At 68.9% G+C, this 22,931-nt stretch carries 18 protein-coding genes; 9 read left to right on the top strand and 9 right to left on the bottom strand.

The features are described 5' to 3' along the window. Positions 1-45: 45 nt before the first annotated feature. The 3 genes from purL to xerD form a co-directional block, all read right to left on the bottom strand. On the bottom strand, positions 46-4,029 hold the full coding sequence (purL, locus tag EER27_RS08035; protein WP_123087511.1) for a phosphoribosylformylglycinamidine synthase: 3,984 nt from the start codon (positions 4,027-4,029) through the stop codon (positions 46-48). 183 nt (positions 4,030-4,212) lie between these two features. Continuing rightward, positions 4,213-5,061, bottom strand: a complete 849-nt coding sequence (locus tag EER27_RS08040) for a thioredoxin fold domain-containing protein (protein WP_123087797.1) — start codon at positions 5,059-5,061, stop codon at positions 4,213-4,215. 140 nt (positions 5,062-5,201) lie between these two features. Beyond that, a complete protein-coding gene (gene xerD / locus EER27_RS08045; protein WP_190285700.1) occupies positions 5,202-6,173 on the bottom strand; it encodes a site-specific tyrosine recombinase XerD in 972 nt (323 codons plus the stop codon). Positions 6,174-6,372: 199 nt separating this feature from the next. Here xerD and EER27_RS08050 point away from each other — a divergent pair, with 199 nt between their 5' ends. Then, positions 6,373-6,858 carry an RDD family protein gene (locus EER27_RS08050; RefSeq protein ID WP_123087512.1) on the top strand — a complete coding sequence of 162 codons (486 nt, stop codon included), beginning with the start codon at positions 6,373-6,375 and terminating at the stop codon, positions 6,856-6,858. 168 nt (positions 6,859-7,026) lie between these two features. Here EER27_RS08050 and lptG read toward each other — a convergent pair whose 3' ends face one another. Then, a complete protein-coding gene (gene lptG, locus EER27_RS08055; RefSeq protein WP_123087513.1) occupies positions 7,027-8,127 on the bottom strand; it encodes an LPS export ABC transporter permease LptG in 1,101 nt (366 codons plus the stop codon). Between the two features lie 58 nt (positions 8,128-8,185). After that, positions 8,186-9,268 (bottom strand): LPS export ABC transporter permease LptF, encoded by a 1,083-nt coding sequence (lptF, locus tag EER27_RS08060; protein ID WP_123087514.1) that lies wholly within the window; start codon positions 9,266-9,268, stop codon positions 8,186-8,188. A 271-nt stretch (positions 9,269-9,539) separates the two neighbouring features. Between lptF and EER27_RS08065 the strand changes: the two genes are divergently transcribed. The 3 genes from EER27_RS08065 to EER27_RS08075 all read left to right on the top strand — a co-directional run bounded on the left by EER27_RS08065 (position 9,540) and on the right by EER27_RS08075 (position 14,514). Further along, complete coding sequence (locus tag EER27_RS08065) at positions 9,540-11,024, top strand: leucyl aminopeptidase (protein WP_123087515.1); 1,485 nt, start codon at positions 9,540-9,542, stop codon at positions 11,022-11,024. 126 nt (positions 11,025-11,150) lie between these two features. Next, on the top strand, positions 11,151-11,573 hold the full coding sequence (locus tag EER27_RS08070) for a DNA polymerase III subunit chi (RefSeq protein ID WP_123087516.1): 423 nt from the start codon (positions 11,151-11,153) through the stop codon (positions 11,571-11,573). 151 nt (positions 11,574-11,724) lie between these two features. Then, positions 11,725-14,514 (top strand): valine--tRNA ligase, encoded by a 2,790-nt coding sequence (locus tag EER27_RS08075; protein WP_123087517.1) that lies wholly within the window; start codon positions 11,725-11,727, stop codon positions 14,512-14,514. Between the two features lie 107 nt (positions 14,515-14,621). On the opposite strand, the gene rimI is transcribed toward EER27_RS08075, so the two are convergent. From rimI to pssA, 3 genes are read right to left on the bottom strand one after another with little or no spacing between them, the layout of a single operon-like run. After that, the gene (gene rimI / locus EER27_RS08080) at positions 14,622-15,104 is read right to left on the bottom strand and encodes a ribosomal protein S18-alanine N-acetyltransferase (protein WP_123087799.1); all 483 of its coding nucleotides are present in this window, start codon (positions 15,102-15,104) and stop codon (positions 14,622-14,624) included. Continuing rightward, the gene (locus EER27_RS08085) at positions 15,101-15,622 is read right to left on the bottom strand and encodes a hypothetical protein (protein ID WP_123087518.1); all 522 of its coding nucleotides are present in this window, start codon (positions 15,620-15,622) and stop codon (positions 15,101-15,103) included. Before EER27_RS08085 ends, rimI begins: the two co-directional genes overlap by 4 nt. After that, positions 15,619-16,389 carry a CDP-diacylglycerol--serine O-phosphatidyltransferase gene (gene pssA / locus EER27_RS08090; RefSeq protein ID WP_123087519.1) on the bottom strand — a complete coding sequence of 257 codons (771 nt, stop codon included), beginning with the start codon at positions 16,387-16,389 and terminating at the stop codon, positions 15,619-15,621. Before pssA ends, EER27_RS08085 begins: the two co-directional genes overlap by 4 nt. Before the next feature lie 189 nt (positions 16,390-16,578). Here pssA and EER27_RS08095 point away from each other — a divergent pair, with 189 nt between their 5' ends. From EER27_RS08095 to EER27_RS08110, 4 genes are all read left to right on the top strand, one after another. Further along, positions 16,579-17,058, top strand: coding sequence for a DUF4124 domain-containing protein (locus EER27_RS08095; RefSeq protein ID WP_123087520.1), 480 nt, complete (start codon positions 16,579-16,581; stop codon positions 17,056-17,058). A gap of 19 nt (positions 17,059-17,077) precedes the next feature. After that, positions 17,078-17,365, top strand: coding sequence for a DUF4124 domain-containing protein (locus tag EER27_RS08100; protein ID WP_123087521.1), 288 nt, complete (start codon positions 17,078-17,080; stop codon positions 17,363-17,365). 109 nt (positions 17,366-17,474) lie between these two features. Beyond that, on the top strand, positions 17,475-19,208 hold the full coding sequence (locus EER27_RS08105; protein ID WP_123087522.1) for a proline--tRNA ligase: 1,734 nt from the start codon (positions 17,475-17,477) through the stop codon (positions 19,206-19,208). Positions 19,209-19,622: 414 nt separating this feature from the next. Then, entirely contained in the window at positions 19,623-19,991 is a 369-nt protein-coding gene (locus tag EER27_RS08110; RefSeq protein ID WP_123087523.1) for an H-NS histone family protein, read from the top strand. Positions 19,992-20,320: 329 nt separating this feature from the next. On the opposite strand, the gene EER27_RS08115 is transcribed toward EER27_RS08110, so the two are convergent. Then, positions 20,321-21,583: a threonine/serine exporter family protein gene (locus EER27_RS08115; RefSeq protein WP_425480824.1), complete on the bottom strand. Its 1,263-nt coding sequence runs from the start codon at positions 21,581-21,583 to the stop codon at positions 20,321-20,323. On the opposite strand from EER27_RS08115, the gene EER27_RS08120 reads away from it, so the two are divergent. Beyond that, positions 21,556-22,779: an ABC transporter permease gene (locus EER27_RS08120; RefSeq protein WP_190285701.1), complete on the top strand. Its 1,224-nt coding sequence runs from the start codon at positions 21,556-21,558 to the stop codon at positions 22,777-22,779. The genes EER27_RS08115 and EER27_RS08120 overlap by 28 nt on opposite strands. Positions 22,780-22,931 lie beyond the last annotated feature (152 nt).

A 22,931-nucleotide genomic window follows, 5' to 3' on the forward strand; every position in this document is an offset into this window, starting at 1 on the left:
ACCGGCGGGAGGATGCGTGCCCTCGCGCCGACCGCGGGCGAGCCGTCAGCCCACCCACACCCGCGCGTTGCGGAACATCCGCAGCCACGGCGAGTCGCCGTTCCATTCACGCGGCGCCCAGCTGAAGTTGGCGCTGCGCAGGGTGCGCTCGGGATGCGGCATCAGGATCGTGGCGCGGCCATCGTGGCTGGTCAGGCCGGCGATGCCGTCGGGCGAGCCGTTCGGGTTCAGCGGGTAGCTGGTCGCCACGGCGCCGTTGCCGTCGACATAGCGCAGCGCGACGTGCGCGGCGATGCGGTCGAGATTGCCCTGCGCGCCCTGCCCGAAATCGGCGCGACCTTCGCCGTGCGCGATCGCAACCGGGATGCGCGAGCCGGCCATGCCACGGAAGAACAGCGAAGGCGTTTCAACCACTTCCAGCAGCCCCAGGCGCGCCTCGAACTGTTCGCTGCGATTGCGCAGGAAGCTCGGCCAGTGCTCGGCGCCGGGGATGATCGGCTTGAGCTGGCTGAGCATCTGGCAGCCGTTGCAGACACCCAGCGAGAACGTGTCGGTGCGCGCGAAGAACGCCTCGAACATCGCCCGCAGCGCACCGCGCTCGAGCACCGAGGTTGCCCAGCCGCGACCGGCACCGAGCACGTCGCCGTAGCTGAAGCCGCCGCAGGCCGCGAAGCCCTTGAACTGCGCCAGATCGAACCGGCCGCTGACCAGGTCGCTCATGTGCACGTCGAACGCCTCGAAGCCGACGCGGTCGAACGCCGCGGCCATCTCGATCTGACCGTTGACGCCCTGCTCGCGCAGGATCGCGACCTTCGGCCGCGCGCCGGTGTTGATGAACGGCGCGGCGATGTCGTCGGCGGGGTCGAACTCGAGCTTGGGCTTGAGGCCTGGCGCATTGAAATCGCGCGCGACGGCGCGTTCTTCGTCGGCACACTCGGGGTTGTCGCGCAGCTTCTGCAGTGCGTGGCTGGTGGACCACCAGGCATCGAACAACTCGTCCCAACGCCACTCGGCCAGCGTCTCGCCCTCGGCGCGCACGCGCACGGCGGCGGCCTTGGACGGGCGCGCGATGCGCTGCGCGCAATCGATCAGGCCGTGCCGCGCAACCAGGTCGGCGAACACCGCGCGGTCTTCGCTGGCGATCTGAACGATCGCGCCCAGCTCCTCGTTGAACAGGGTGCGGAACGGGTCCTCGCCCCAGCCATCGAGGTTGATGTCCAGGCCAAGGCGCGAGCAGAACGCCATCTCGCACAGCGCCGCGAACGCGCCGCCGTCGGAACGGTCGTGGTAGGCCTGCAACAGCCCGGCCTCGCGCGCCTCGCGGATCAATTCGAAGAAGTCGCGCAGGCGTTGCGGATCGTCGAGGTCGGGAACGCCGGCATCGCCGCGCTCGAGGACCTGGCCTGCGAATGCCGGCAACTGGTCGGCACCGGCCTGGGGATGGCATTGCGCCAGCACCGAGCCGCCGAGCCGCTGCTTGCCGGCGCCCAGGCCGATCAGCCACAGCTCGGTCGCTTCCTCACGTGCCAGCAGCGGGGTGAGCTGCTGGCGCACGTCGACCACCGGTGCAAACGCGCTGACGATCAGCGACACCGGCGACACCGATTTGTGCGCCACTTCGCTGCCGGTATCACGCGCCTTCCACTGCGCCTGCATCGACAGCGAGTCCTTGCCGACCGGGATGCTGAGTTCGAGTTCCGGGCACAGTTCCATGCCGACCGCGCGGACCGCGTCGAACAGGCGTGCGTCCTCGCCCGGGTGACCCGCCGCGGCCATCCAGTTCGCAGACAGCTTGATGCGGTTGAGCGATTCGACTGGCGCCGCGCACAGGTTGGTGATGGCCTCGCCGACCGCCATGCGCGCCGCGGCAGCCGCGTCGATCAGTGCCAGAGGCGTGCGCTCACCGATGGCCATCGCTTCGCCGGTGTGGCCGTCGAAGCCGGAGAACGTGATCGCGCAGTCGGCCAGCGGCAACTGCCACGGACCGATCATCTGGTCGCGCGCGGTCAGGCCACCGACGGTGCGGTCGCCGATGCTGACCAGGAAGTTCTTGGATGCCACCGTGGGATGAGCGAGCACGCGCAGTGCCGCGTCGCGCAACGTCAGCTCCTGCCACTGCAGCGCGGGCCACGGCGCCTGCGGCGGATGACGGGTGTCGCGGTGCATCTTCGGCGGCTTGCCGAACAGCAGGTCCATCGGCAGGTCGATCGCCCAGTCCTGCGGCGTGGCGTCGTCGCCATGCACGGCATCGACCGTGGCGCCGTAACCGACCACCAGCCGCTCCTGGGCGGTTGCGAAGCCGACCACCGCGAACGGGCAGCGCTCGCGTGCGCAGATCGCCTCGAACTGTTCGACGCGGTCGGCCGGCAGGCCCAGCACGTAGCGCTCCTGCGATTCGTTGCACCACAGCTGCATCGGCGACAGCGACGGGTCGTCGCTGGGCACGCGGTCCAGGTCGATCACGCCGCCCAGGCCCGAGTCGTGCAGCAGTTCGGGAATCGCGTTGGACAGACCGCCTGCGCCGACGTCGTGGGCGCTGGCGATCGGATTGTCGGCGCCAAGTGCGACGCAACGATCGATGACTTCCTGGCAGCGACGCTCCATCTCGGGGTTGTCGCGCTGCACGCTGGCGAAATCGAGGTCTTCGGCGCTGTCGCCGGACGCGACCGAACTGGCCGCACCGCCGCCCAGGCCGATCAGCATCGACGGACCGCCGAGCACGATCACCGCGTAACCGGGCTTGAGGCCAAGCTTCTCGACCTGCACGCGGTCGATCGCGCCCAGGCCGCCGGCCAGCATGATCGGCTTGTCGTAAGCGCGTGCGAGCACGCCGTTATCGCCGGCGCCCTCGGCAAGCTCGAAACTGCGGAAGTAGCCGACCAGGTTCGGGCGGCCGAATTCGTTGTTGAACGCCGCCGCGCCGATCGGGCCGTCGAGCATGATTTCCAGCGCCGGCGCCATGCGCGGGTTCAACGCACGCGGCGCCTCCCACGGCTGCGGCAGGGTCGGGATGCGCAGGTGCGAGACGCTGAAGCCGCACAGGCCGGCCTTGGGCCTGCCGCCGCGGCCGGTCGCGCCCTCGTCGCGGATCTCGCCACCGTTGCCGGTGCTGGCACCGGGGAACGGCGCGATGGCGGTCGGGTGGTTGTGGGTCTCGACCTTGATGCAGAACGCCGAGTCGACCTCGGCCTCGCTGCGGTAGCCGTGGGTGGCCGGATCCGGACGGAAGCGGCGGCTGGTGTAGCCGGCAACCACCGCGGCGTTGTCGCTGTACGCCGACAGCGTGTGCTCGGGCGTCTGCGCGTGGGTGTGCTTGATCATCCGGAACAACGACTGCGGACCGCCGTTGCCCTGCATGTCGCGACCGTCGATGGTCCACGAGGCGTTGAAGATCTTGTGTCGGCAGTGCTCGGAGTTGGCCTGCGCGAACATCATCAGCTCGACGTCTGCCGGCTTGCGACCCAACGCGCCGAAGCGCTCGCGCAGGTAGGCGATCTCGTCGTCGGCCAGGGCCAGGCCGAGGCGCAGGTTGGCGCTTTCCAGTTCGTCCAGCGCGATGCGCTCGATGTCGCCGCGCGCCGGCGCCGCGAACAGCGCGGCGGCATCGTCGCGGGCGTCCAGCAACGATTGCGTCATCGGGTCATGCAGCACCTTGGCCAGTGCGTCGCGAACGGCCGCATCGGCCGGCCAGCCCTGCAGGTCGTAGCGGGTACCGCGTTCGACGCGGTGGACCGGCTGCCCGGCACCGCGCAGCAGCTCGGTGGCCTTGCTCGCCCAGGGCGACAGCGTGCCCAGGCGTGGCGTCACGTAGCGCGACACGGCGCCGAGATCGCGCGCGGCCTCGCTCGACTCGGCCTGCAGGATGCGGCGCAGGATGCTGGCGTCGGGCGCGCTGTCGGCTTCCGGCACCACCCAGTAGACCGGGTAGGCGCCCAGCAGGCGCACGTCGGGATGGATGGCTTGCAGGCGGGCTTGCAGGCGTTCGCGGCGGAACGAAGACAGGGCGGGTGCGCCCTCGAGGACGATCATGTCCGGGGAACCGTTCTACGTCGGGGCCGCAGATTGTAACCAAGCGCCTCCCCGAGCGCCGCCCCGGCGTCCGGCCGGGTGGCCCGGAAACCGCCGCGAGCCCGTCGCAGCGGGCGTTCCGCAAACGACGACGCCGCCCGGAGGCGGCGTCGACAGGCCTGGCGGCGGGGTGCCGCGCGGCGATCAGGTGCCGCTGGGCGGGGTTTTGGTGGCCGCGGCGGCCGCCGCCGGTGCGCGCTCGAGCTGGTCCAGGCGCCTGCGCAGTTCCGCCGCGGGGACATAACCGCCCAGCTGAGTGCCGTCCGCGGCAAGGATCATCGGCGTACCGCTCAGGCCGGCGCGCTGGCCGACGTTGTACTGCATGGTCACCGTATTGGTGCAGGTCCGCGCGGTCACGGCGTTGTGGATCTTGGCCTCCGTCAGCGCCTTCTTGCGATCTCCCGAGCACCACACCGACACCATGTTGTCGAAGTCGGGACTGCCGATGCCGGCGCGTGGGAATGCCAGGTACTCGATCGCGATGCCCTGCGCGTTGTACTCGGCGATCTGGCTGTGCAGCTGCCGGCAATAGCCGCATTCGATATCGGTGAATACCGTGACGGTGTGCTTCGGATTCGGCGGCGAGAACACGATGCGCTCGTTGGCCGGGATCGTCGCGAGCAGTTTGACGCGCAGGCTGGCAATTGCCGCTTCGCTGAGGTTTGTCTGCGCGACCGAATCGAACAGTGCGCCGTTGGGCCCCGGAACGAACATGAAGCGGCCGTCGTCGCTGACGTAGATCACCTCGCCCCCCACCACCACCTCGCGGAAGCCCGGCAGCGGCGCCGGGCCGATGCGCTCGGGCACGGCCTTGGCGTTGAGCTTGTGCAGGGCGGCGAGCGCGCGCTCGTCGGCGGAACCGGCCATCGGCTTGGCCATTGCCGTTGCCGCACCGTTGGCCGACGCCGCGGCGGCCCGGCCATCCGGGTTGGTGGTCTGCGCGCAGGCGGACAGGCTGATGGCACCAAGCGCTAGCAGGAGGTAACGCATCATCGGTTCGGTTCCTTGCAGGGCGTCGAACACACGACGCCGGTGGGTTGGTCGGATCCCGATTGTGGCACGCCACCTGCGGCCGTCGAACCACCGGGATCGACGCGGTTCACGGAACGCGGAATGCCAGACGCAGGGACGCGTCAACCGCGCGGATGGTGGCGCGCCACCAGCTGCTTGAGCTGTTCGCGCGCCACCAGGGTGTAGATCTGGGTGGTCGACAACGAGGCATGGCCCAGCAGCATCTGCAGCGCGCGCAGGTCTGCCCCCCGGTTCAGCAGATGGGTGGCGAAACTGTGCCGCAGCCCGTGCGGGCTGATCCTGACCGGATCGATGCCGGCCGCGCCGGCATGGCGCTTCACGAGTTGCCAGAATTGCTGGCGGCTTGGCGCCTCGCCGCTGGCGGACAGGAACAGCGGCGCCAGCGCGCGTTTACCCGCCAGTTGCGGCCGCGCGTTGGCGAGGTAGCGCTCAATCCAGTGCCGGGCCTCCTCGCCCAGCGGCACCAGGCGTTCCTTGCCGCCTTTGCCGGTAACGCGCAGCACGCCCTGGCGCAGGTTGAGTGCGGTCGCCGGCAGGTTCACCAGTTCGCTCACGCGCAGACCGCAGGCATACATCAGTTCCAGCATCGCGCGATCGCGAAGGCCAAGGGGCGTGCCGGTATCGGGCGAGGCCAGCAACGCGTCGATCTCGCTTTCGGACAACGCCTTGGGTAGCGAGCGCGGCAGCCGTGGCGGCAGCAGCAGCGCGGTCGGGTCGTCGGTGCGCTCGCCGCGCCGCAGGCACCACGCGAAGAACGCCCGCCACGCCGACAGCAGGCGCGCGTTGCTGCGCGGCGAGTAGCCTTGCCCGGTGCGCCAGGCCAGGTAGTCGAACAACGAAGCGCGGTCGCTGCTGGCGAGCCCGCCATCGCGACCCTGGCGCCAGCGCGCGTGGCCTTCGAGGTCGCGGCGGTAGCTGTCGAGGGTCTGCCTCGCGAGTCCCTGCTCGGCCCACAGCGCCTCCAGGAAGCGTTCGATCGCGGCGGCATCGGCATCGGGCAAGGCCGGCTGCGCCATCGCCAGGCTGCGGCGTTGCGCGGGTGTGAGGCGCTGACGGTGTTCCGGTGTGCTCATCGCCGCAGCTTAGTGCGCCCAGCGGGAAAGTCAGCCGCGCGCCTTCCTGAGCCGGATGCGACGGCTTCCTCGGTCGCGATCCAGTCGGCCCGGCAGTCGCACGGCGCGCCTCCGCGTCCGGCAGCGGCGGAGCCAGTGATGGGGGCGTTACGCGCGCGCGTGAGACCGCACGGCCAGCGCCAGCGACTATCCTTTTGCGATGACCGCTGACGCCACCACCGCTTCTTCCTCTCCCCGCCCCGCCCCGCTGATCGGCTGGCGGTTGCTGGCCCTGTTCTACGACCTGTGGCCGATGGTCGCGTTGTGGATGCTGGCGTCGCTGGTGTTCACCCTGGGCTACCAATGGGCAGGTCACGACGTCCACGACAACATCCCGCCATGGAGCCCGCTGCAGCTCGGGTTGTGGCTGGTGTGCTGGCTGATCACGGCCGGTTACGCGCTGGCCAGCTGGCGACGCGGCGGCCAGACGCTGGGCATGCGCCCGTGGCGTCTGCGCGTGGTGGCGGCGGATGGCACCCGGCCCACGTGGAAGGCGTTGCTGCTGCGCTACCTGGTCGGCAACCTGAGCCTGTTGCTGGGCGGCCTGGGTTTCTGGTGGGCATGGATCGACCGCGACCGCCTGACCTGGCACGACCGCCTCAGCGGCACGCGCACGCTGCGCGAGCCCAAGCGCCCCCGGGGCTGACGGCGCTTTCGCTGGTCTGGCGCGCGGGTCTGGCGCGCCGTCTGATATCGCCGACCCGACACGCCCGGTCGGGCACGCTCGACCTCACGCCCCGGCGCTACGCCGCCCTTGCGACCGAACCCGCGTCGCGTGCAACCCGGAACGGGTGCCCGTTGGCCGCCCCGTGCCTCAGCCCGAGCGCCGCTTGAACAGGAAGGCCGAGACGCCAAGCATGATCAGCGTCGGCAGCAGGTAGGCAATGCGGAAGTCGAGCTTGTAGACGCTGGCCGCCTTGACGAACTGGGTTTGCAGCAGCCAGAACCCGAGCGCAAACACGATGCCGATGAACAGGCGCTTGCCCAGGCCGCCGCTGCGCAGCGTGCCGAACGCGAACGGCACGGCCGCCAGGCAGAGTGCCAGCACGTTGAACGCGTAGAACCAGCGCCCCCAGTAATGCTCCTGGAACTCGGCGGCATCGAGTCCGTTGCGCAGGCGATAGTCGATGGCCTTGCGCAACTCGGTACCGGCCATGAAGCGCGGACGGTCGGTGCCGGCCGACAGCGCGGTGGCGTCGAGCTGCGACTCCCAACGCTCTTCCTTGACCTGGCTCTGGCTGACCGAGCGCTCCTCGAAACGGGTGCGGGTCACGTCGCGCAGCAGCCAGCCCCCGGGCCGGTGTTCGGCGGTCTTGGCCACCGCCAGCGAGGCCAGCCGGCCGTCCTCGGCGAATTCGTACAGGCGCACGTCGCGCAGCTCGAGCCAGCGGTCGTTGCCGTTGATGCGCTCTTCGCCGCCCTGGGTATTGAGGATCACGTTGCCCTCGCGCGCCCAGGTGCCCGAGTACTGCGCAACGATCAGGTTGTTGGATTTGGCCGACGCCTTCAGCGCGTCCGCGCGCTGTTGTCCCCAGGGGCCGGCGGTCTCGCCGCTGATCACCATCATCAGGGTCAACAACGTCAGCGCGCCGGCCACCGCGAGGCTGAGCCGGCGACGCGACAGGCCCGCCGCACGCAGCGCCGTCAGCTCCGAGCTCGCCGCCAGTTGACCCAGCGCCATCAGCGAACCGATCACCGCCGCATACGGGAACAACAGATAGACGCGTCGCGGCACGGTGTAGAGCATGTAGGCAATCGACTGCGCGAAGCCGTAGTTGCCCTTGCCGACGTCCTTGAACTCGCCCACCAGGCTGAGCATGAAGTCGAGCCCGAGCAGCACCGCCCAGGTCAGCAGCACCGTGCCCAGCACGACGCGGCCGACGAACAGGTCATGGATCTTGGGGAAAGGCTTCATCGAATCACCAGGCAACGCGATCGCAGGCGCTCAGGGAGCGGACAGGCCAAGGCCGACATCAACGCGCCAGCCGGGCGCGACGCATGCGGCCGTCGGCGAAATACAGCCAGGCACCCACCGCCAGCAGCGGCAGCACCAGCCACCACAGGCCCATCGCCGGCGACAGCTTGCCGTCCTCGAGCCAGCGCGTGCCCATCAGCATCAGGTTCATGCCGATCAGGTAGGTCAGGAACCCGGTCAGCACGCGGCCGTAGCGCGCCTGGCGCGGGGTGCTTCGCGCCAGCGGCAACGCCATCAGCGCGAACGCCAGCGCGAGCAACGGCGGCGCGAAGCGGCTGTGCAGCTGGGCATTGGCCTCGGGGCGCGGATCGCCGAACAAGTCCTGGGTCGGCAGCATCTCCGGCTCGTTGGCGTCGTACTTCTGCTGGCCGGCGGGCAGCATCACGTCGTTCTTCTTGTAGCGCAGCAGGCGATAGTCCTTGCCGCCGGCCCGAGGCCCCTCGACTTCGAAACCCTCGTCCAGGGTCAGGTAGCGCTCGCCGGCGTCGTTGACGTTGAGCGCGCCGCTGGCCGAGGTGGTGACGTCGAGGCGGTCGTCGTTGTGGCGGTACACGAACACGCGCTGGAACTGGCTGCCGTCGGCGGACATGCTGCCCACGTAGATCACCCCGCCACCGCCCGGTATCTCGGTGAACGCGCCGGGCTTGAGCCCGGCCACGATCAGGTTGCGGTTGGCTTCGTTGATCATCTGCTTGGATTGCCGCTCGGCCCACGGGCCCAGCCACAGCGAGCACGCGGCCACCAGGGCCACGACCGGCACCACCACCATCAGCACCGGCTTGAGCAGACGGCGCGGGCCGACACCGGCCGCGGCGATGACCGGCATCTCGGAATCGCGGTACAGCCGACCCATCGCGAGCATGAGTCCTAGCATCAGCGCCAGCGGCAGGATGATCGGCAGCCACTGCAGCATCACCAGGCCCAGCTGGGCGAGCAGCATGCCCACCGCCATCTTGCCGCGTGCGATGTCCTGCAGAACGTCGGCGAAGGCACCGCCCACCATCACGATCAGCAGTACCACCAGCACCGCGAAGGTCGACTGGGCGAATTCGCCGAACAGGTATCGGTCAAGCTTGGCCATGCGTTTGGGCGCCGTCTCTGTCGTTGGGCGGGCTTTCGGGATGGCACGCCCGGGCCATGTCCGCGGTGTCGTGCCAAGGGGTTGGTGCCAGGTGTCCGGAGTGGTGCGGCCGGGTGGATTGTTCGGGAAACCAGGCGCCTTGCTTTAGACTCGGCGGCTCCATCCCGGCCCGGGGCCTGCGCAAATCGCGCGGTTCCGGGGGCGCCAACCGCCCTGTCCAGCCGCGCGATTGTACGGATAACTCCCCCTCCTGACTCCCGGAATCTGTTCGATGGCCCTCGAATTCGACCTGAACCGCGACGCGCCTGCCGCCGCAAACTTCGACTGCGTCGTGGTCGGTGCGTTCACCGACAACACCCTCAGCCCCTCGGGTGACGCACTCGACCAGGTCAGCGGCGGCCGCATCCGGGCCCTGCTCGAACGCGGCGACGTCGCTGGCAAGACCGGCCGCACCGCCCTGCTGCTCGACCTGCCCGGCATCGCCGCACCCCGCGTGCTGGTGGTGGGCCTGGGCGAGCCGGGCAAGTTTGGCGTGCCGCAGTACCTCAAGGCCATCGGCGACGCCGCGCGCGCGCTGAAGACCGGCCCGATCGGCAAGGCGCTGCTTACGCTTTCCGAAGTGCCGGTGACCGGCCGCGACCAGGCCTGGGCGATCCGCCAGGCGGTGATCGCCGCCGACCACGCCTGCTACCGCTACGTCGCCACCCTGGGCGAAGCCAGCCGCAAGAAGCTCGAACCGGGCCTGACGTCGCTGGCAATCCAGGGCGATGACGCCACCGCGCTGTCGCAGGGCAAGGCGATTGCCGCCGGCGTGCAGTTCGCACGCGAGCTGGGCAACCTGCCGCCGAACGTCTGCAACCCGGCCTACCTGGCCGAGCAGGCGCAGACCTTCGCCAAGCGTTTCGACACCACCAGCTGCGAAGTGCTCGACGTGGCGGCGATGACCGAGCTGGGCATGGGCTCGCTGCTCGCGGTGGGTCGCGGCTCGGCCAACCCGCCCAAGCTCATCGCGTTGAAATACAGCGGCGGTGGCGACAGCAAGCCGTACGTGCTGGTCGGCAAGGGCATCACCTTCGACACCGGCGGCATCAACCTCAAGACCGCCGGCGGCATCGAGGAGATGAAGTACGACATGTGCGGCGCCGCGACCGTCATGGGCACGTTCGTTTCCGCGGTCGGCATGCAGTTGCCGATCAACCTGGTGGTGATCGTGCCGGCGGTGGAAAACATGCCCGACGCCGACGCCTACCGCCCGTCCGACGTGCTGACCAGCATGTCCGGCAAGACCATCGAGGTGGGCAATACCGACGCCGAGGGTCGCCTGATCCTGTGCGACGCGCTCACCTACGCCCAGAAGTACGAGCCGCAGGCGCTGGTCGACGTGGCCACGCTGACCGGCGCGTGCATGGTGGCGCTTGGCAAGTACGCCTCGGGCCTGATGAGCAAGCACGACGACCTGGCGGGCGAGCTGATCGAGGCCGGCGAGGAAGTGTTCGACCGCGCCTGGCGCCTGCCGCTGTGGGACGAGTACCAGGGCATGCTCGATTCGAGCTTCGCCGACGTCTACAACATCGGCGGCCGCTGGGCGGGCGCGATCACCGCCGGCTGCTTCCTGTCGCGCTTCACCGAAGGCCAGCGCTGGGCCCACCTGGACATCGCCGGCAGCGCCAGCGACGAAGGCAAGCGCGGCATGGCGACCGGTCGCCCGGTCGGCCTGCTGAGCCAGTGGCTGCTCGATCGCAACGTCCACGCGTGACAACGCGCGCTGCACGGGCGTGAGGCCCCAAGTGCCGCTGGCAACGGCGGCACGGCGGCAGGCCTCTCCTGACAGCACGCAGCGCACGCGATCGTTCCCCTCACCCGCAGCAAGCGACCCGACCGCATGCCACGAGCCGATTTCTACCTGATCACCAAGGAGCGCTTCCGCGAGGAGCCGCTGCTGCTGGTCTGCGAGCTGGCGCGCAAGGCGCACGACGCGGGCCTGTGGACGCTGGTTCTGGCGCGCGACACCGCCCAGGCCGAGGCGCTCGATGACCTGCTGTGGGCGTTCGACAGCGATGCCTACATCCCGCACCAGATTGCCGGCGACGACGAAGACGACGCCGCGCCGGTGCTCATCGCCACGCCCGACAGCGATATCCCGATGCGCCCGCTGGTGATCAACCTGCGCGACGACGCGGTGGCCGGGACGTTCGACCGCGTACTCGAAGTGGTACCCGCCGACGACTCCGCGCGCGGACCGCTGCGCGAGCGGTGGAAGCAGTACCAGGCCCGCGGCCTGGAGTTGAAGAAGTACGACATGTAGCGCACGCCGGACCGGCGACGGCGCGGCGAACCCATCGCCGCACGCCACCGCGAGGGCAACGCAGGCGCCATGCGCCATCGACAATCCGCGACACGCCCGCCCGCGTCATGCGGACTCCGCAGGCACCAGGAAAAACCTTTCGGCCACACCCATGACCAGCACGCTCTCTTCCAGCTACGACCCGACCCAGTTCGAATCGCGCCTGTACCAGCAATGGGAAAGCAGCGGCGTGTTCCAGCCGCGCGGACAGGGCGAGCCCTACACGATCCTGCTGCCGCCGCCGAACGTGACCGGCACCCTGCACATGGGCCACGCGTTCCAGCACACGCTGCAGGACGCGCTGGTGCGCTATCACCGCATGCGCGGCTTCGACACGCTGTGGCAGATGGGCACCGACCACGCCGGCATCGCCACCGAGATGGTGGTGTCGCGCAACCTCGCGCTGGAAGGCAAGGGCGAGACGCGCGATTCGCTGGGCCGCGACGGCTTCATCGACAAGGTCTGGGAGTGGAAGCAGCACTCCGGCAGCACGATCGAACGGCAGATGCGTCGCCTGGGCACGTCGGGCGACTGGTCGCGCAGCGTGTTCACGATGGACCCGATGGCGGCCGACGCGGTGACCGAGGCGTTCGTGAAGCTGCACGAGCAGGGCCTGATCTACCGTGGCCAGCGGCTGGTCAATTGGGACCCGGTGCTGAAGACCGCGATCTCCGACCTCGAAGTCGTCAACGAGGAGGAAGACGGCTACCTGTGGTCGATCTCCTACCCACTGACCGACGGCAGCGGCTCGCTGGTTGTGGCCACCACGCGCCCGGAAACCATGCTCGGCGACACCGCGGTGATGGTGCACCCCGAGGACGAGCGCTACGCGCACTTGCACGGCAAGACCGTCACGCTGCCGCTGACCGGTCGCATCATCCCGATCATCACCGACGACTACGTGGATCGCGAGTTTGGCACCGGCGTGGTCAAGGTCACGCCCGCGCACGACTTCAACGACTACGCGGTGGGCCAGCGCCACTCGCTGCCGCTGATCAACATCTTCACGCCCGAGGCGAAGGTCGTCGACAACGACGAGGCCATCCCGTCGCACTACCGGGGCCTGGATCGCTACGACGCGCGCATGGCCGTGCTTGCCGACCTCGATGCCGCCGCGCTGCTGGTCGAGACCAAGGCGCACAAGCTGCAGGTGCCGCGCGGCGACCGCACCGGCCAGGTGATCGAGCCGTACCTGACCGACCAGTGGTTCGTGAAGATGGACACGCTCGGCGCGCGCGGCCTGGAGCTGGCCGAGACCGGCAAGGTCAACTTCGTGCCCGGCAACTGGATCAACACCTACCGCCACTGGATGGGCAACATCCAGGACTGGTGCATCAGCCGCCAGCTCTGGTGGGGTCACCGCATCCCGGCGTGGTACGACGCCCAGGGCAACATCTACGTCGGGCGTGACGAGGCCGAGGTTCGTGCGAAGCACGCGCTGCCCGCCGACGCTGCGCTGATCCGCGACAACGACGTGCTCGAGACCTGGTTCTCGTCCGCGCTGTGGCCGTTCTCGACGATGGGCTGGCCCAACGCGGAACTCATGCAGGCACGCGGTTTCGACAAGTTCGTGCCGTCGAGCGTGCTGGTGACCGGCTTCGACATCATCTTCTTCTGGGTCGCCCGGATGATCATGATGACCGACCACTTCACCGGTGAAGTGCCGTTCCACGACGTCTACGTCACTGGCCTGGTCCGCGACAAGGACGGCCAGAAGATGTCCAAGTCGAAGGGCAACGTGCTCGACCCGCTCGATCTCATCGACGGCATCACCCTCGACGACCTGGTCGCCAAGCGCACGACCGGGCTCATGAACCCGAAAGACGCGACCAAGATCGAGAAGCACACGCGCAAGGAATTCCCGGACGGCATCCCGGCGTTCGGCGCCGATGCGCTGCGCTTCACGATGGCCGCGCTGGCCGGGCACGGTCGCGACATCAAGTTCGATCTCAACCGCGCCGAGGGCTACAAGAACTTCTGCAACAAGCTGTGGAATGCCACCCGCTTCGTGCTGATGAACACCGAAGGCGCCAGCTTCAACGGCGTGCCGCAGCCGCGGACCGATGCCGAGCGCTGGATCCTCGCGCAGTTGGCCAGGACATCGGCCGAAGCCGCCGGCCACTTCGCCGCCTACCGCTTCGACCTGCTGTCGCAGACGCTGTACGAGTTCGCCTGGAACCAGTTCTGCGACTGGTTCGTCGAGCTGGCCAAGCCTGCGCTCAACGGCGACGACGCCGCAGCCGCCGTCAGCACCCGCCACACCCTGCTGTACGTGCTCGAGCGACTGCTGTCGCTGCTGCACCCGCTGATCCCATTCGTGACCGAAGAGCTGTGGCAGGCGATCGCGCCCAAGCTCGGCATCGTCGACACGACGATCATGCTGCGTCCGTACCCGCAGGCCGCCGACGTGGCCGGCGACCACAGCGCAGCCGAATCCGACGTCGAGTGGTTGAAGGCGATGGTGTCGGCGCTGCGCAAGGTCCGCAGCGAGCTCAACGTGGCGCCGGCGAAGTTCGTCGGATTGCTGCTCGCCGACGGCGTCGACGCCGATCGCGCACGCGTGGCGCGCTTTGAATCGCAGCTGCGCTTCCTCAACAAGCTCGATCGCGTCGAGTTCCTCACCGACGCCAACGACGCGCCGGCGTCGGCGGCCGCGGTGGTCGGCGAGCTGCGCCTGCTGGTGCCGCTGGAAGGCCTGGTGGACCTGGGCGCCGAACGCACGCGCCTGGACAAGGAGATCAAGCGCGTCGACGGCGAGATCGGCAAGTGCGAAGGCAAGCTGGCCAGCGACACCTTCGTCGCCAATGCCCCGCCGGCGGTGGTCGAACAGGAGCGCAAGCGCCTGGTCGACTGGCGCGTGCAGCGCGAGGCGCTGGTCGCGCAGCGCACGAAGCTGGGCTGACAAGCGCCAGGCGGGTCAACCGGGAAGGACGCAGGGCCGGCGCGAGCCATCGCGCACCCCGCGCCTTCCTCGCCTGGCGCGCCGCGCGGCCGCATCAAGCGGCTGCATCAATCCGTAAACAGCTCCATCGCCATGACCAGCGCATCTTCACGCCCGTCCTTGGCCGGGTAGTAGCGCGGGCGACGACCGATCTCGTTGAAGCCTTCGTCGAAATACAGGGCGATGGCGGACTTGTTGGACGGTCGGACTTCCAGGAACACGCGTTCGGCGCCGCGGCCGCGCGCCACCTGCACCAAGGCGCGCAACAGGCGACGACCGTGCCCCTGCCCCTGCGACTGCGGGTCGATGCACAGGTTGAGCACGTGCGCCTCGCCCGCGGCGACGCTGAGCAGGCCGTAGCCGATGATCGCCTCGTCGGCCAGCAGCACCCAGGCCGCATGGTCGGCACGCAGGCAGTCGCGGAAGATGCCCGCCGTCCACGGGAACTCGTAGCCGCGCACCTCGATCGCCAGGACGCGTTCGATGTCGTCCTCGCGCATCGGCCGCAGCACGGTGCCGGGCCGTGGCGCCTCGATGGCGCGCGCGCTCATGCCCAGCGTGGCGGCCGTTGCCGCCGCAGTCGTGGCCACAGTGCGCGCTTGGCCGCGGCATCGCCGCGCAGCGAGGCGGCGTCGACACCCAGTTCAAGCAGCACCTTCTCCGCCGCGCGCGTGGTCGCCTGACCGGTCGCGCGCAACAGCGCGCGGTGCAGCCGCGGATCGGCATCGCCGGGCGGCGCGCCGAACTCGGGCACGCGCCGGCCAGTGGGGCGCTCGCCGTCTGCTTCGAGCGTTGCCGGCGGTCGTCGCGGTGACGGCACGGCGCGGTCAACCACTGACGGCGCGATGCGGTCGGAACCGCGTTGCATTGCCGACCCGCCCGGGGCGTCGCCCTGCGGGTCGCGATCGGCGCCGGACTCGCGGAGGCGCACGCCCTCGAGAGGCAGCGCCCGCGCTGCCTCGGCGTCGTCGTCATCGGACGCCGCCGCGTGGGCGCCGGCAAGCACCATTACCGGATGGCCGAGCGCATGCAGCCATTCGCGCTGCTGGGCGCTCCAGGGCGAGCTCATGTCGCGTCTTCCGGAGGCAGGCGCCGCACCCGTCGCCAGGCCCAGTAACCCGGGCCGCACAGCGCGTAACCACCACAGATTGCCAACAGCACGCCCGGCGGCCAGATCGCGACGGCGATCAGCGCGGCCAGCACCACCACGATGGCCAGGAACGGCACGCGATCGTGACGCGGACCTGCCCCCTTGAAACTGTAGTAACGGAATCGGCTGACCATCAACAGCGCCGCCGCCACGGTCACCGCCAAGGCGGCGTATCGCAGTTGCTCGCCGTTGTAGCCCAGCTCTTCACAGGTCCACACGAAGCTCGCGACCAGTCCGGCTGCGGCCGGGCTGGCCAGGCCGACGAACCAGCGCTTGTCGACCTGCCCGACCTGCGAGTTGAAGCGCGCCAGGCGCAGCGCCGCGCAGGCCGCGTACAGAAACGCCGCGACCCAGCCGATCTTGCCCGGCGTGGCGCCATCGAGCTTCATGCCCGCCAGCGCCCAGTGGTACATCACCAGCGACGGTGCCAGGCCGAAACTCACCAGATCGGCAAGCGAGTCGTACTGAACGCCGAACTCGCTCTGCGTGTTGGTCAGCCGCGCGACCCGACCATCGAGACCATCCAGGATCGCGGCGACAAACACGGCGATGCACGCGTCATCGAAGCGCCCCTGGGTGGCGGCGATGATCGCGTAGTAACCGGCAAACAGGCCGCCGGTGGTGAACAGGTTCGGCAGCAGGTAGATGCCGCGTCCGCGAGGGCGTGGCGTGGGCATGTCATCCATGCTGGAAGTGTAGCGCCGGCCGTCAACGGATGGGTTCGCGACCGATCCACCGGCAAAGTCACGTTTCGTGACGTAGGTCCCTCGCGAAGCGGCCCAGTCAGGCGCAATTGGCCGATCCTGCTTGCCTGCACGCTTGCGCGGTGCTGCAATCGGCTTCCACGCCTTCCGCACCCCCCATCGGAGACCGCCATGTTCAACCAGCCCATCCACTCCCCTGCCCGCGTCCTGCGCGGTGCACTGCCATGGATCGGTGCCGGGTTGCTGCTGGTTGCACTGCCGGCGTTTGCCGGGCAGGTGTACCAGTGGAAGGACGCCAACGGCGTGACCCACTATTCCGACTCGCCGCCTGCCGGCCAGAACTACCAGAACCGCGACGTGCGCGATGCCTCCACCCCGCCCGCGCCAACGGCAGCCAAGCCGGTGGTCAACGCCAACTGCAGCAACGCGCGCAGCAACCTGACGGTGCTCCAGGGCCAGGGCCAGGTTGGCGTCGACGAGAACAAGGACGGCAAGGCCGACCGCAACCTGAGTGCGGAAGAGCGCACCAACCGCACCGCGATGGCGGAAGCCGCGGTCAAGACCTACTGCGGCGCCTCGACTGTCAGCCAGCCGGCCAGCGCGCCGCAGGCCACCCCGCAGGCCGCCCCCGCCGAGTCGGGCAAGTACTGATCGCGGACACACCGCGCGCATGAAACTGGGCTGGGCGATCGTGGCCGGTGTGCTGTTCGGCTCCGGCCTGGCATGGTGGGTGTCGCGCGACACCCCCCAGGAAACCCAGCGTAAACAGCAACGTGCGCAAGAGGCGCGCGCCGCCCAGGCGCAAGCGGCGCGCCCGGCGCTGTATCGCTGGCGCGACCGCGCCGGCGTGCTGCAGGTCACCAGTGAGCCCCCGCGCCCGGGCAAGGCCTCGGGCAAGGTGGAGCGTCTGGACACGCAACCGCGCGAAGGCATCGAGATCCACGGCGACCGCCCCTGATCCCGGGCCCCACCGCGACCCCCGAGCCGACGGTTCGGCGACACCCCGCACCGCAGCGCGGGCGACTTCCCCGCTAAAATCGCCGCTTCCCTCGCCCAGAAGCCCGCCGATGCGCCTGTCGCAGTTCCATCTCCGCACCAGCAAGGAAACCCCCGCCGACGCCGAAGTGATCAGCCACAAGCTGATGCTCAAGGCCGGCATGATCCGCAAGCTCGCCGCCGGTCTGTACACCTGGTCGCCACTGGGCCTGCGCGTGCTGCGCAAGGTCGAGCGCGTGGTGCGCGAGGAAATGGACGCAGCCGGTGCGATCGAGCTGCTGATGCCGTCGGTGCAGCCACGCGAGCTGTGGGAAGAAACCGGGCGCTGGGAGAAATTCGGTGGCCAGCTGCTCAAGATCCGGGATCGCAAGGAAGCCGAGTACTGCTACGGCCCGACCGCCGAGGAAGTCATCACCGACTTCGCGCGCAACGAACTGGCCAGCTACAAGCAGCTGCCGGTCAACTTCTACCAGATCCAGACCAAGTTCCGCGACGAGATCCGCCCGCGTTTCGGCGTGATGCGCGCGCGCGAGTTCCTGATGAAGGACGCGTACTCGTTCCACGTCACCGACGAGGACCTGGTGCGTGAGTACCGCAACATGCACGACGCCTACAGCCGCGTGTTCACCCGCCTGGGCCTCAAGTTCCGCGCGGTGCAGGCCGACAGCGGCGCGATCGGTGGCGACGCATCGCAGGAGTTCCACGTGCTGGCCGACTCGGGCGAAGACGCGATCGCGTTTTCCGACGGCTCCGCGTACGCGGCCAACCTGGAAGCGGCCGAGGCCGTCTCGCCGGGCGATCGCCCCGCCCCGACCGAGGCCCTGCGCAAGGTCGACACGCCCACGCAGAAGACCTGCGAGGACGTCGCCGCATTGCTCGGCATCGCGCTCCAGCGCACGGTCAAGTCGGTGGCGCTGATGGGCGACGCCATTGATGGCGCCGACCCGGGTGGTCAGTTCGTGCTGGCGCTGGTGCGCGGCGACCACGTCGTCAACGAGATCAAGCTGGCCAAGCTGGCCGGCCTGGCGGATTACCGCCTCGCCACCGAGGCCGAGATCGCCCAACACCTGGGCAGCGAGCCCGGCTTCCTTGGCCCGGTCGCACCGGCCAGGCCGATCCGCGTTGTCGCCGACCGCAGCGTCGCGGCAATGGCCGATTTCGTGGTCGGCGCCAACGCGTCCGGTTACCACCTTGCCGGCGTGAACTGGGGCCGCGACCTGCCCGAACCTGCGGTGGTCGCCGACATCCGCAACGTGGTCGAAGGCGATCGCTCGCCCGATGGCCAGGGCACGCTCGGCATCGCGCGCGGCATCGAGGTCGGCCACGTGTTCCAGCTCGGCCGCAAATATGCCGAAGCCATGAAATGCACCGTGCTGGACGAAACCGGCAAGGCCACGATTCCGGCGATGGGCTGCTACGGCATTGGCGTATCGCGGATCGTCGCGGCGGCAATCGAACAGAATCACGACGACGCCGGCATCGCGTGGCCCGATGCGATGGCACCGTGGCTGGCAGTGGTTTGCGTGATCAATCCCAAGAACGATCCCGCGGTAGCCGAAGCCGCGCAGACGCTGTATCGCGAGTTGAATGCCGCCGGTATCGAAACCGCGCTCGACGACCGGGGTCAGCGTCCCGGCGCGATGTTTGCCGACATGGAACTGATCGGCATCCCGCATCGCGTCGTGGTTTCCGAGCGCGGCCTTGGCGCGGGCACGTTCGAATACCGCCACCGCCGGGCCAGCGAGGCGGAAAGCCTCGATCGCAACGCCTTGTTTGCCCGCCTCGGCGCCGGCGGCCACGGCTGAGCCAGCCGGAAGCGGGAATGGCGGGTGCCTCCTCCTTGGGGGCACCCGCCGTTCTACTGGCGGCCCGGCCGCCTTCCAGGCAGCGCAAAGGCTGCCAGGGCGCCCCGTGTGCCTGAGTGCACCCGCAAACCGACACCACGCACGGGCAGACGGAAATCTCCCGGGCGGGCAAATCCGCCGCGGTGGGCCGGGGAAAGCGCTCTGGCGCTTCAGCACCTCCGTTCAGGTTGAGGGCATTACGCCGGCCATTCGCCGTGCGGGGCATGCCTTCCGGTGACCGATGATTACCCTGGCCGGGTATTGGGAAACCGAATCCGGGTATTTTGTCGATTTACTCGACAACACGCTGCGCGCTACCATGATCGACGCAAGCCAGGGAATGGCACTGTCCACCCCATAATCCGGAGGTTTCCGATGTCGATCGATATCAACAAGCTGTCCACCAAGGAGCTTCAGGCCCTGATCACTCAGGCCAAGAAGCGCAAGACCACGCTTGCCAAGCGCAAGCCGATTGCCGCGGTGCAGAAGAAAGTCGCAGCACTGCTGAAGGCCGAGGGCTATACCGTCGCCGAGCTGTTCGGCAACGCCGGCGCCGCTGCGCGCGCACCGCGATCGGCATCGCCCGCCGCGAAGAAGCCGCGCAAGGCCACCAGCAAGGTCGCTCCGAAGTACCGCAACCCCGAGAATGCGAGCGAGACCTGGACCGGTCGTGGCAAGCAGCCGCGTTGGCTTGCCGCTCACACCGGCGCAGGCCGCTCGCTCGCGGAGTTTCTGATCAAGTAAGTCGATCGGGCAACCCGCGACGAATCGGGAACCACCTTGCGAAAGCGCCGGCCCAGTGCCGGCGTTTTTGCGAAGGGCGATTGCGAAGGGCGATTGCGAAAGGCGTTCGCGATTGGCGATCGCGAGAAGTGATGCGCGTAATGGATTGCGAGCGGTACCGACCGTTGACGCTCGCCGACGAGGCTTCCCGGTTCAGCCAGCCGGTTCAGTTGCCGGCTCTTCCCGCCATTTTGTTTGCCGGTTCTGCCCGTTGGCTCCACGCACGGTGGGCTCCCGCAACGCCTTCTCGTTATTTGCACCGACCACCAGCAGCGACGGTGCGCGCCCCGTTAGAGGTTGCGGCGCGCGGCCAGCAGCAGGTTGCCGAAAAGCAGGCCGGCGATCAGTGCCAGCAGGATATTGAGCACCGCCAGCACAGCCCCCTGGCCCACCACGATGTCCTGCTGCTGCAGGAGGTCGAGCAGACCACGCAGACTGACGCTGCCCGGCACCAGCATGATGATTCCTGGCACGCGGATCAGCGCACCCGGGCGGTGCCACCAGCGCGCAAACGCATTACCGGCCACGGTCATCAGCAACGCCGCCAGGAATATCCCGGCGGGACTACCGAACGCCATGCCACCGAACCGTGCGACCAGATAACCGGTCGCGGCGGCGGCCATCACCTTCGGGTAATCGCGGATATCGGCGCGGAACAGCACGGCGAACGCAAACGACGCCATCGCCAGCGAGAGCCATTCCATCCAGCCCGGTTGCGGGCGCATTGCGCGCACCTGCGGTTGCAGACCCAGCAACTCGCACAGGTACAGCGCGATTATCGCGCCCACCGCCAGTTTCATTACCGTGGTCACCGCACCGGAAAAGCGCGCGGTACCCGAGACCAGGTGCCCACTGGTGAGCTCGTTGACGGCATTGGTGAGTGCCATGCCCGGCAGCAGCACGATCAGCGACGCAATGATCACGGTGTTCTGGTTCAGTGGCGCGATGAAGCTGGCCACCAGCACCGCCACCATCGACGCAAGCAGCGCGGCAACCGCTTCAAAGCCTTCGCGCAGTCGCGGGCGCAGCTCGGCCAGCAGCACCAGCAGGCCGATCATCAGCCCGTTGCAGCCAGCCACCACGATGTCCAGCCAGGGCAGCCGCAGCAGTCCGGCGATGGCAGTGGCGGCGAGGCCGAAACCAAACACCTGCAGCGCGCGCGCGCGCCGCGTGGGCAGCGTGTCGAGCGCCCGCATCGCCGCGAGCGCCTGGGCCAGGTCGAGCCTGCCGACGAGGACGTCCTCGGCGATGCGGTCGGTCTCGCTGAGCCGGTGCAGGTCGTTCTCGCCCAGCGGCAGGCGGATCACACGGGTGATGTCGGCCTCGCCGGGGCGACGCGCGGGGTCGCTGAAGGTGAGGATCATGCCGGTCGGGTTCGACCACGGCTCGCATTCCAACCGCAGTTTGTGGGCGACGGCGGTGATCGCGCCCTCGATGCGTTGCGCGGTGGTGCCATAGGCGTGCAGGCGCCTGGCCAGCTCGATGACGAAGTCGACGCGTTCGCCGTAGCTGGCGCTGCTGTTGGGTGCGGGAGAGGGCATCGCCGAAAGCATCGCATGCGAACGGCGTGCCCGGCACCCGGCGCGTGCTCCTGACCGCATACAGGCAAGTCTGTATCCTGCCCACGAGCATGATCGAGCCCGCCACAGCCCCGCCGCAGTTGACCGTCGACGCCGACGAGCCGTCGCGTATCCGCCTGTCCGGGCACTGGACGCTTGAACACGCCGCCGAGATCGCGGCCTGCCTCGCCCGCGCGCCCGCGTCGGCCACCGCGCTCGACGCCAGTGCCGTCGATCGTCTCGACTCGGTCGGCGTGCTGCAGCTGCTTCGCTTCGCGCGACGGCACAACCTGGACTTCGAAGCGTTCGCCTTCCGCGAGGACCACCGCGCGTTGGTCTGCGCGATCGACGACGTCGCCGACGACCGCCCGCCGCGCAAGCGCGAGTACGGTGTCGCCGCTGCGCTGGCGCGCTTGGGATTCGCGGTACACGACAACTGGGGCGAGTTCCGCGCGCTGATCAGCTTCTTCGGCGAGACCTTGCTGAAGCTGCTGCGCATGGTCCGCGAACCGGGCCGCTTCCGCCCGATCGCAACCGTCTTCCACATGGAGCAGGTCGGCCTCGACGCCGTGCCGCTGGTGGCGCTGCTGTGCTTCCTGGTGGGCGCGGTGGTCGCGTTCCTGGGCTCGACCATCCTGCGCGACTTCGGCGCCGAGATCTTCGTCGTCGAACTGGTCAGCATCTCCTTCCTGCGCGAGTTCGGCGTGCTGTTGACCGCCATCCTGATTGCCGGCCGTACCTCCAGCGCGTTCACCGCGCAGATCGGCGCGATGAAAAGCCGCGAGGAGGTCGATGCGATCCGGACCCTGGGCATGGACCCGATCGACCTGCTGGTCATCCCGCGCGTGCTGGCCTTGCTGATCATGCTTCCGCTGCTGACCTTCGTGGCGATGATCGCCGGCCTGCTCGGCGGCTTGACGGTGGGCGCCTACGCGCTGGACATCCCGCCTCAGCAATACCTGGGACGAATGCACGAGACGATGGAACTGCGGCACTTCCTGGTCGGCCTGGTGAAAGCACCGGTGTTCGCGCTGGTGATCTCCCTGATCGGCTGCCTGGAAGGCCTGCAGGTCAGCGGCACCGCGCAGTCGGTCGGCGAACGCACGACCTCGAGCGTGGTGCAGGCGATCTCGCTGGTCATCATCATCGACGCGTTCGCCGCGATCTGGTTCATGAAGATGGGATTTTGAGAACGGGACACGCCGTCGCTGCCGCGGCCGGGCGCGTCCGCGCCACTGGCAAGGACCGCCGTGGAGCCGGCGACACGGTTTTGCATTGGCTGGAACTGACCATTCACTCCCCGCCGGCGGCGCACCCGCCGGCCGACCACTCCTGATCTCCC

Origin of the sequence: Montanilutibacter psychrotolerans, from assembly GCF_003719825.1 — a bacterium.
In the GTDB taxonomy this organism is placed as follows: Bacteria; Pseudomonadota; Gammaproteobacteria; order Xanthomonadales; family Xanthomonadaceae; genus Montanilutibacter; species Montanilutibacter psychrotolerans.

Bases quoted from the DNA above. Each gene is read 5' to 3' on its own strand.
- rimI (WP_123087799.1), bottom strand. From the start codon at position 15,104: ATGAGCGCGCGCGCCATCGAGGCGCCACGGCCCGGCACCGTGCTGCGG.
- EER27_RS08115 (WP_425480824.1), bottom strand. From the start codon at position 21,583: ATGCTTTCGGCGATGCCCTCTCCCGCACCCAACAGCAGCGCCAGCTAC.
- pssA (WP_123087519.1), bottom strand. From the start codon at position 16,389: ATGGATGACATGCCCACGCCACGCCCTCGCGGACGCGGCATCTACCTG.
- EER27_RS08085 (WP_123087518.1), bottom strand. From the start codon at position 15,622: ATGAGCTCGCCCTGGAGCGCCCAGCAGCGCGAATGGCTGCATGCGCTC.
- xerD (WP_190285700.1), bottom strand. From the start codon at position 6,173: ATGAGCACACCGGAACACCGTCAGCGCCTCACACCCGCGCAACGCCGC.
- EER27_RS08095 (WP_123087520.1), top strand. From the start codon at position 16,579: ATGTTCAACCAGCCCATCCACTCCCCTGCCCGCGTCCTGCGCGGTGCA.
- EER27_RS08040 (WP_123087797.1), bottom strand. From the start codon at position 5,061: ATGATGCGTTACCTCCTGCTAGCGCTTGGTGCCATCAGCCTGTCCGCC.
- EER27_RS08110 (WP_123087523.1), top strand. From the start codon at position 19,623: ATGTCGATCGATATCAACAAGCTGTCCACCAAGGAGCTTCAGGCCCTG.
- EER27_RS08105 (WP_123087522.1), top strand. From the start codon at position 17,475: ATGCGCCTGTCGCAGTTCCATCTCCGCACCAGCAAGGAAACCCCCGCC.
- lptG (WP_123087513.1), bottom strand. From the start codon at position 8,127: ATGAAGCCTTTCCCCAAGATCCATGACCTGTTCGTCGGCCGCGTCGTG.
- EER27_RS08050 (WP_123087512.1), top strand. From the start codon at position 6,373: ATGACCGCTGACGCCACCACCGCTTCTTCCTCTCCCCGCCCCGCCCCG.
- EER27_RS08070 (WP_123087516.1), top strand. From the start codon at position 11,151: ATGCCACGAGCCGATTTCTACCTGATCACCAAGGAGCGCTTCCGCGAG.
- EER27_RS08100 (WP_123087521.1), top strand. From the start codon at position 17,078: ATGAAACTGGGCTGGGCGATCGTGGCCGGTGTGCTGTTCGGCTCCGGC.
- lptF (WP_123087514.1), bottom strand. From the start codon at position 9,268: ATGGCCAAGCTTGACCGATACCTGTTCGGCGAATTCGCCCAGTCGACC.
- EER27_RS08075 (WP_123087517.1), top strand. From the start codon at position 11,725: ATGACCAGCACGCTCTCTTCCAGCTACGACCCGACCCAGTTCGAATCG.
- purL (WP_123087511.1), bottom strand. From the start codon at position 4,029: ATGATCGTCCTCGAGGGCGCACCCGCCCTGTCTTCGTTCCGCCGCGAA.
- EER27_RS08065 (WP_123087515.1), top strand. From the start codon at position 9,540: ATGGCCCTCGAATTCGACCTGAACCGCGACGCGCCTGCCGCCGCAAAC.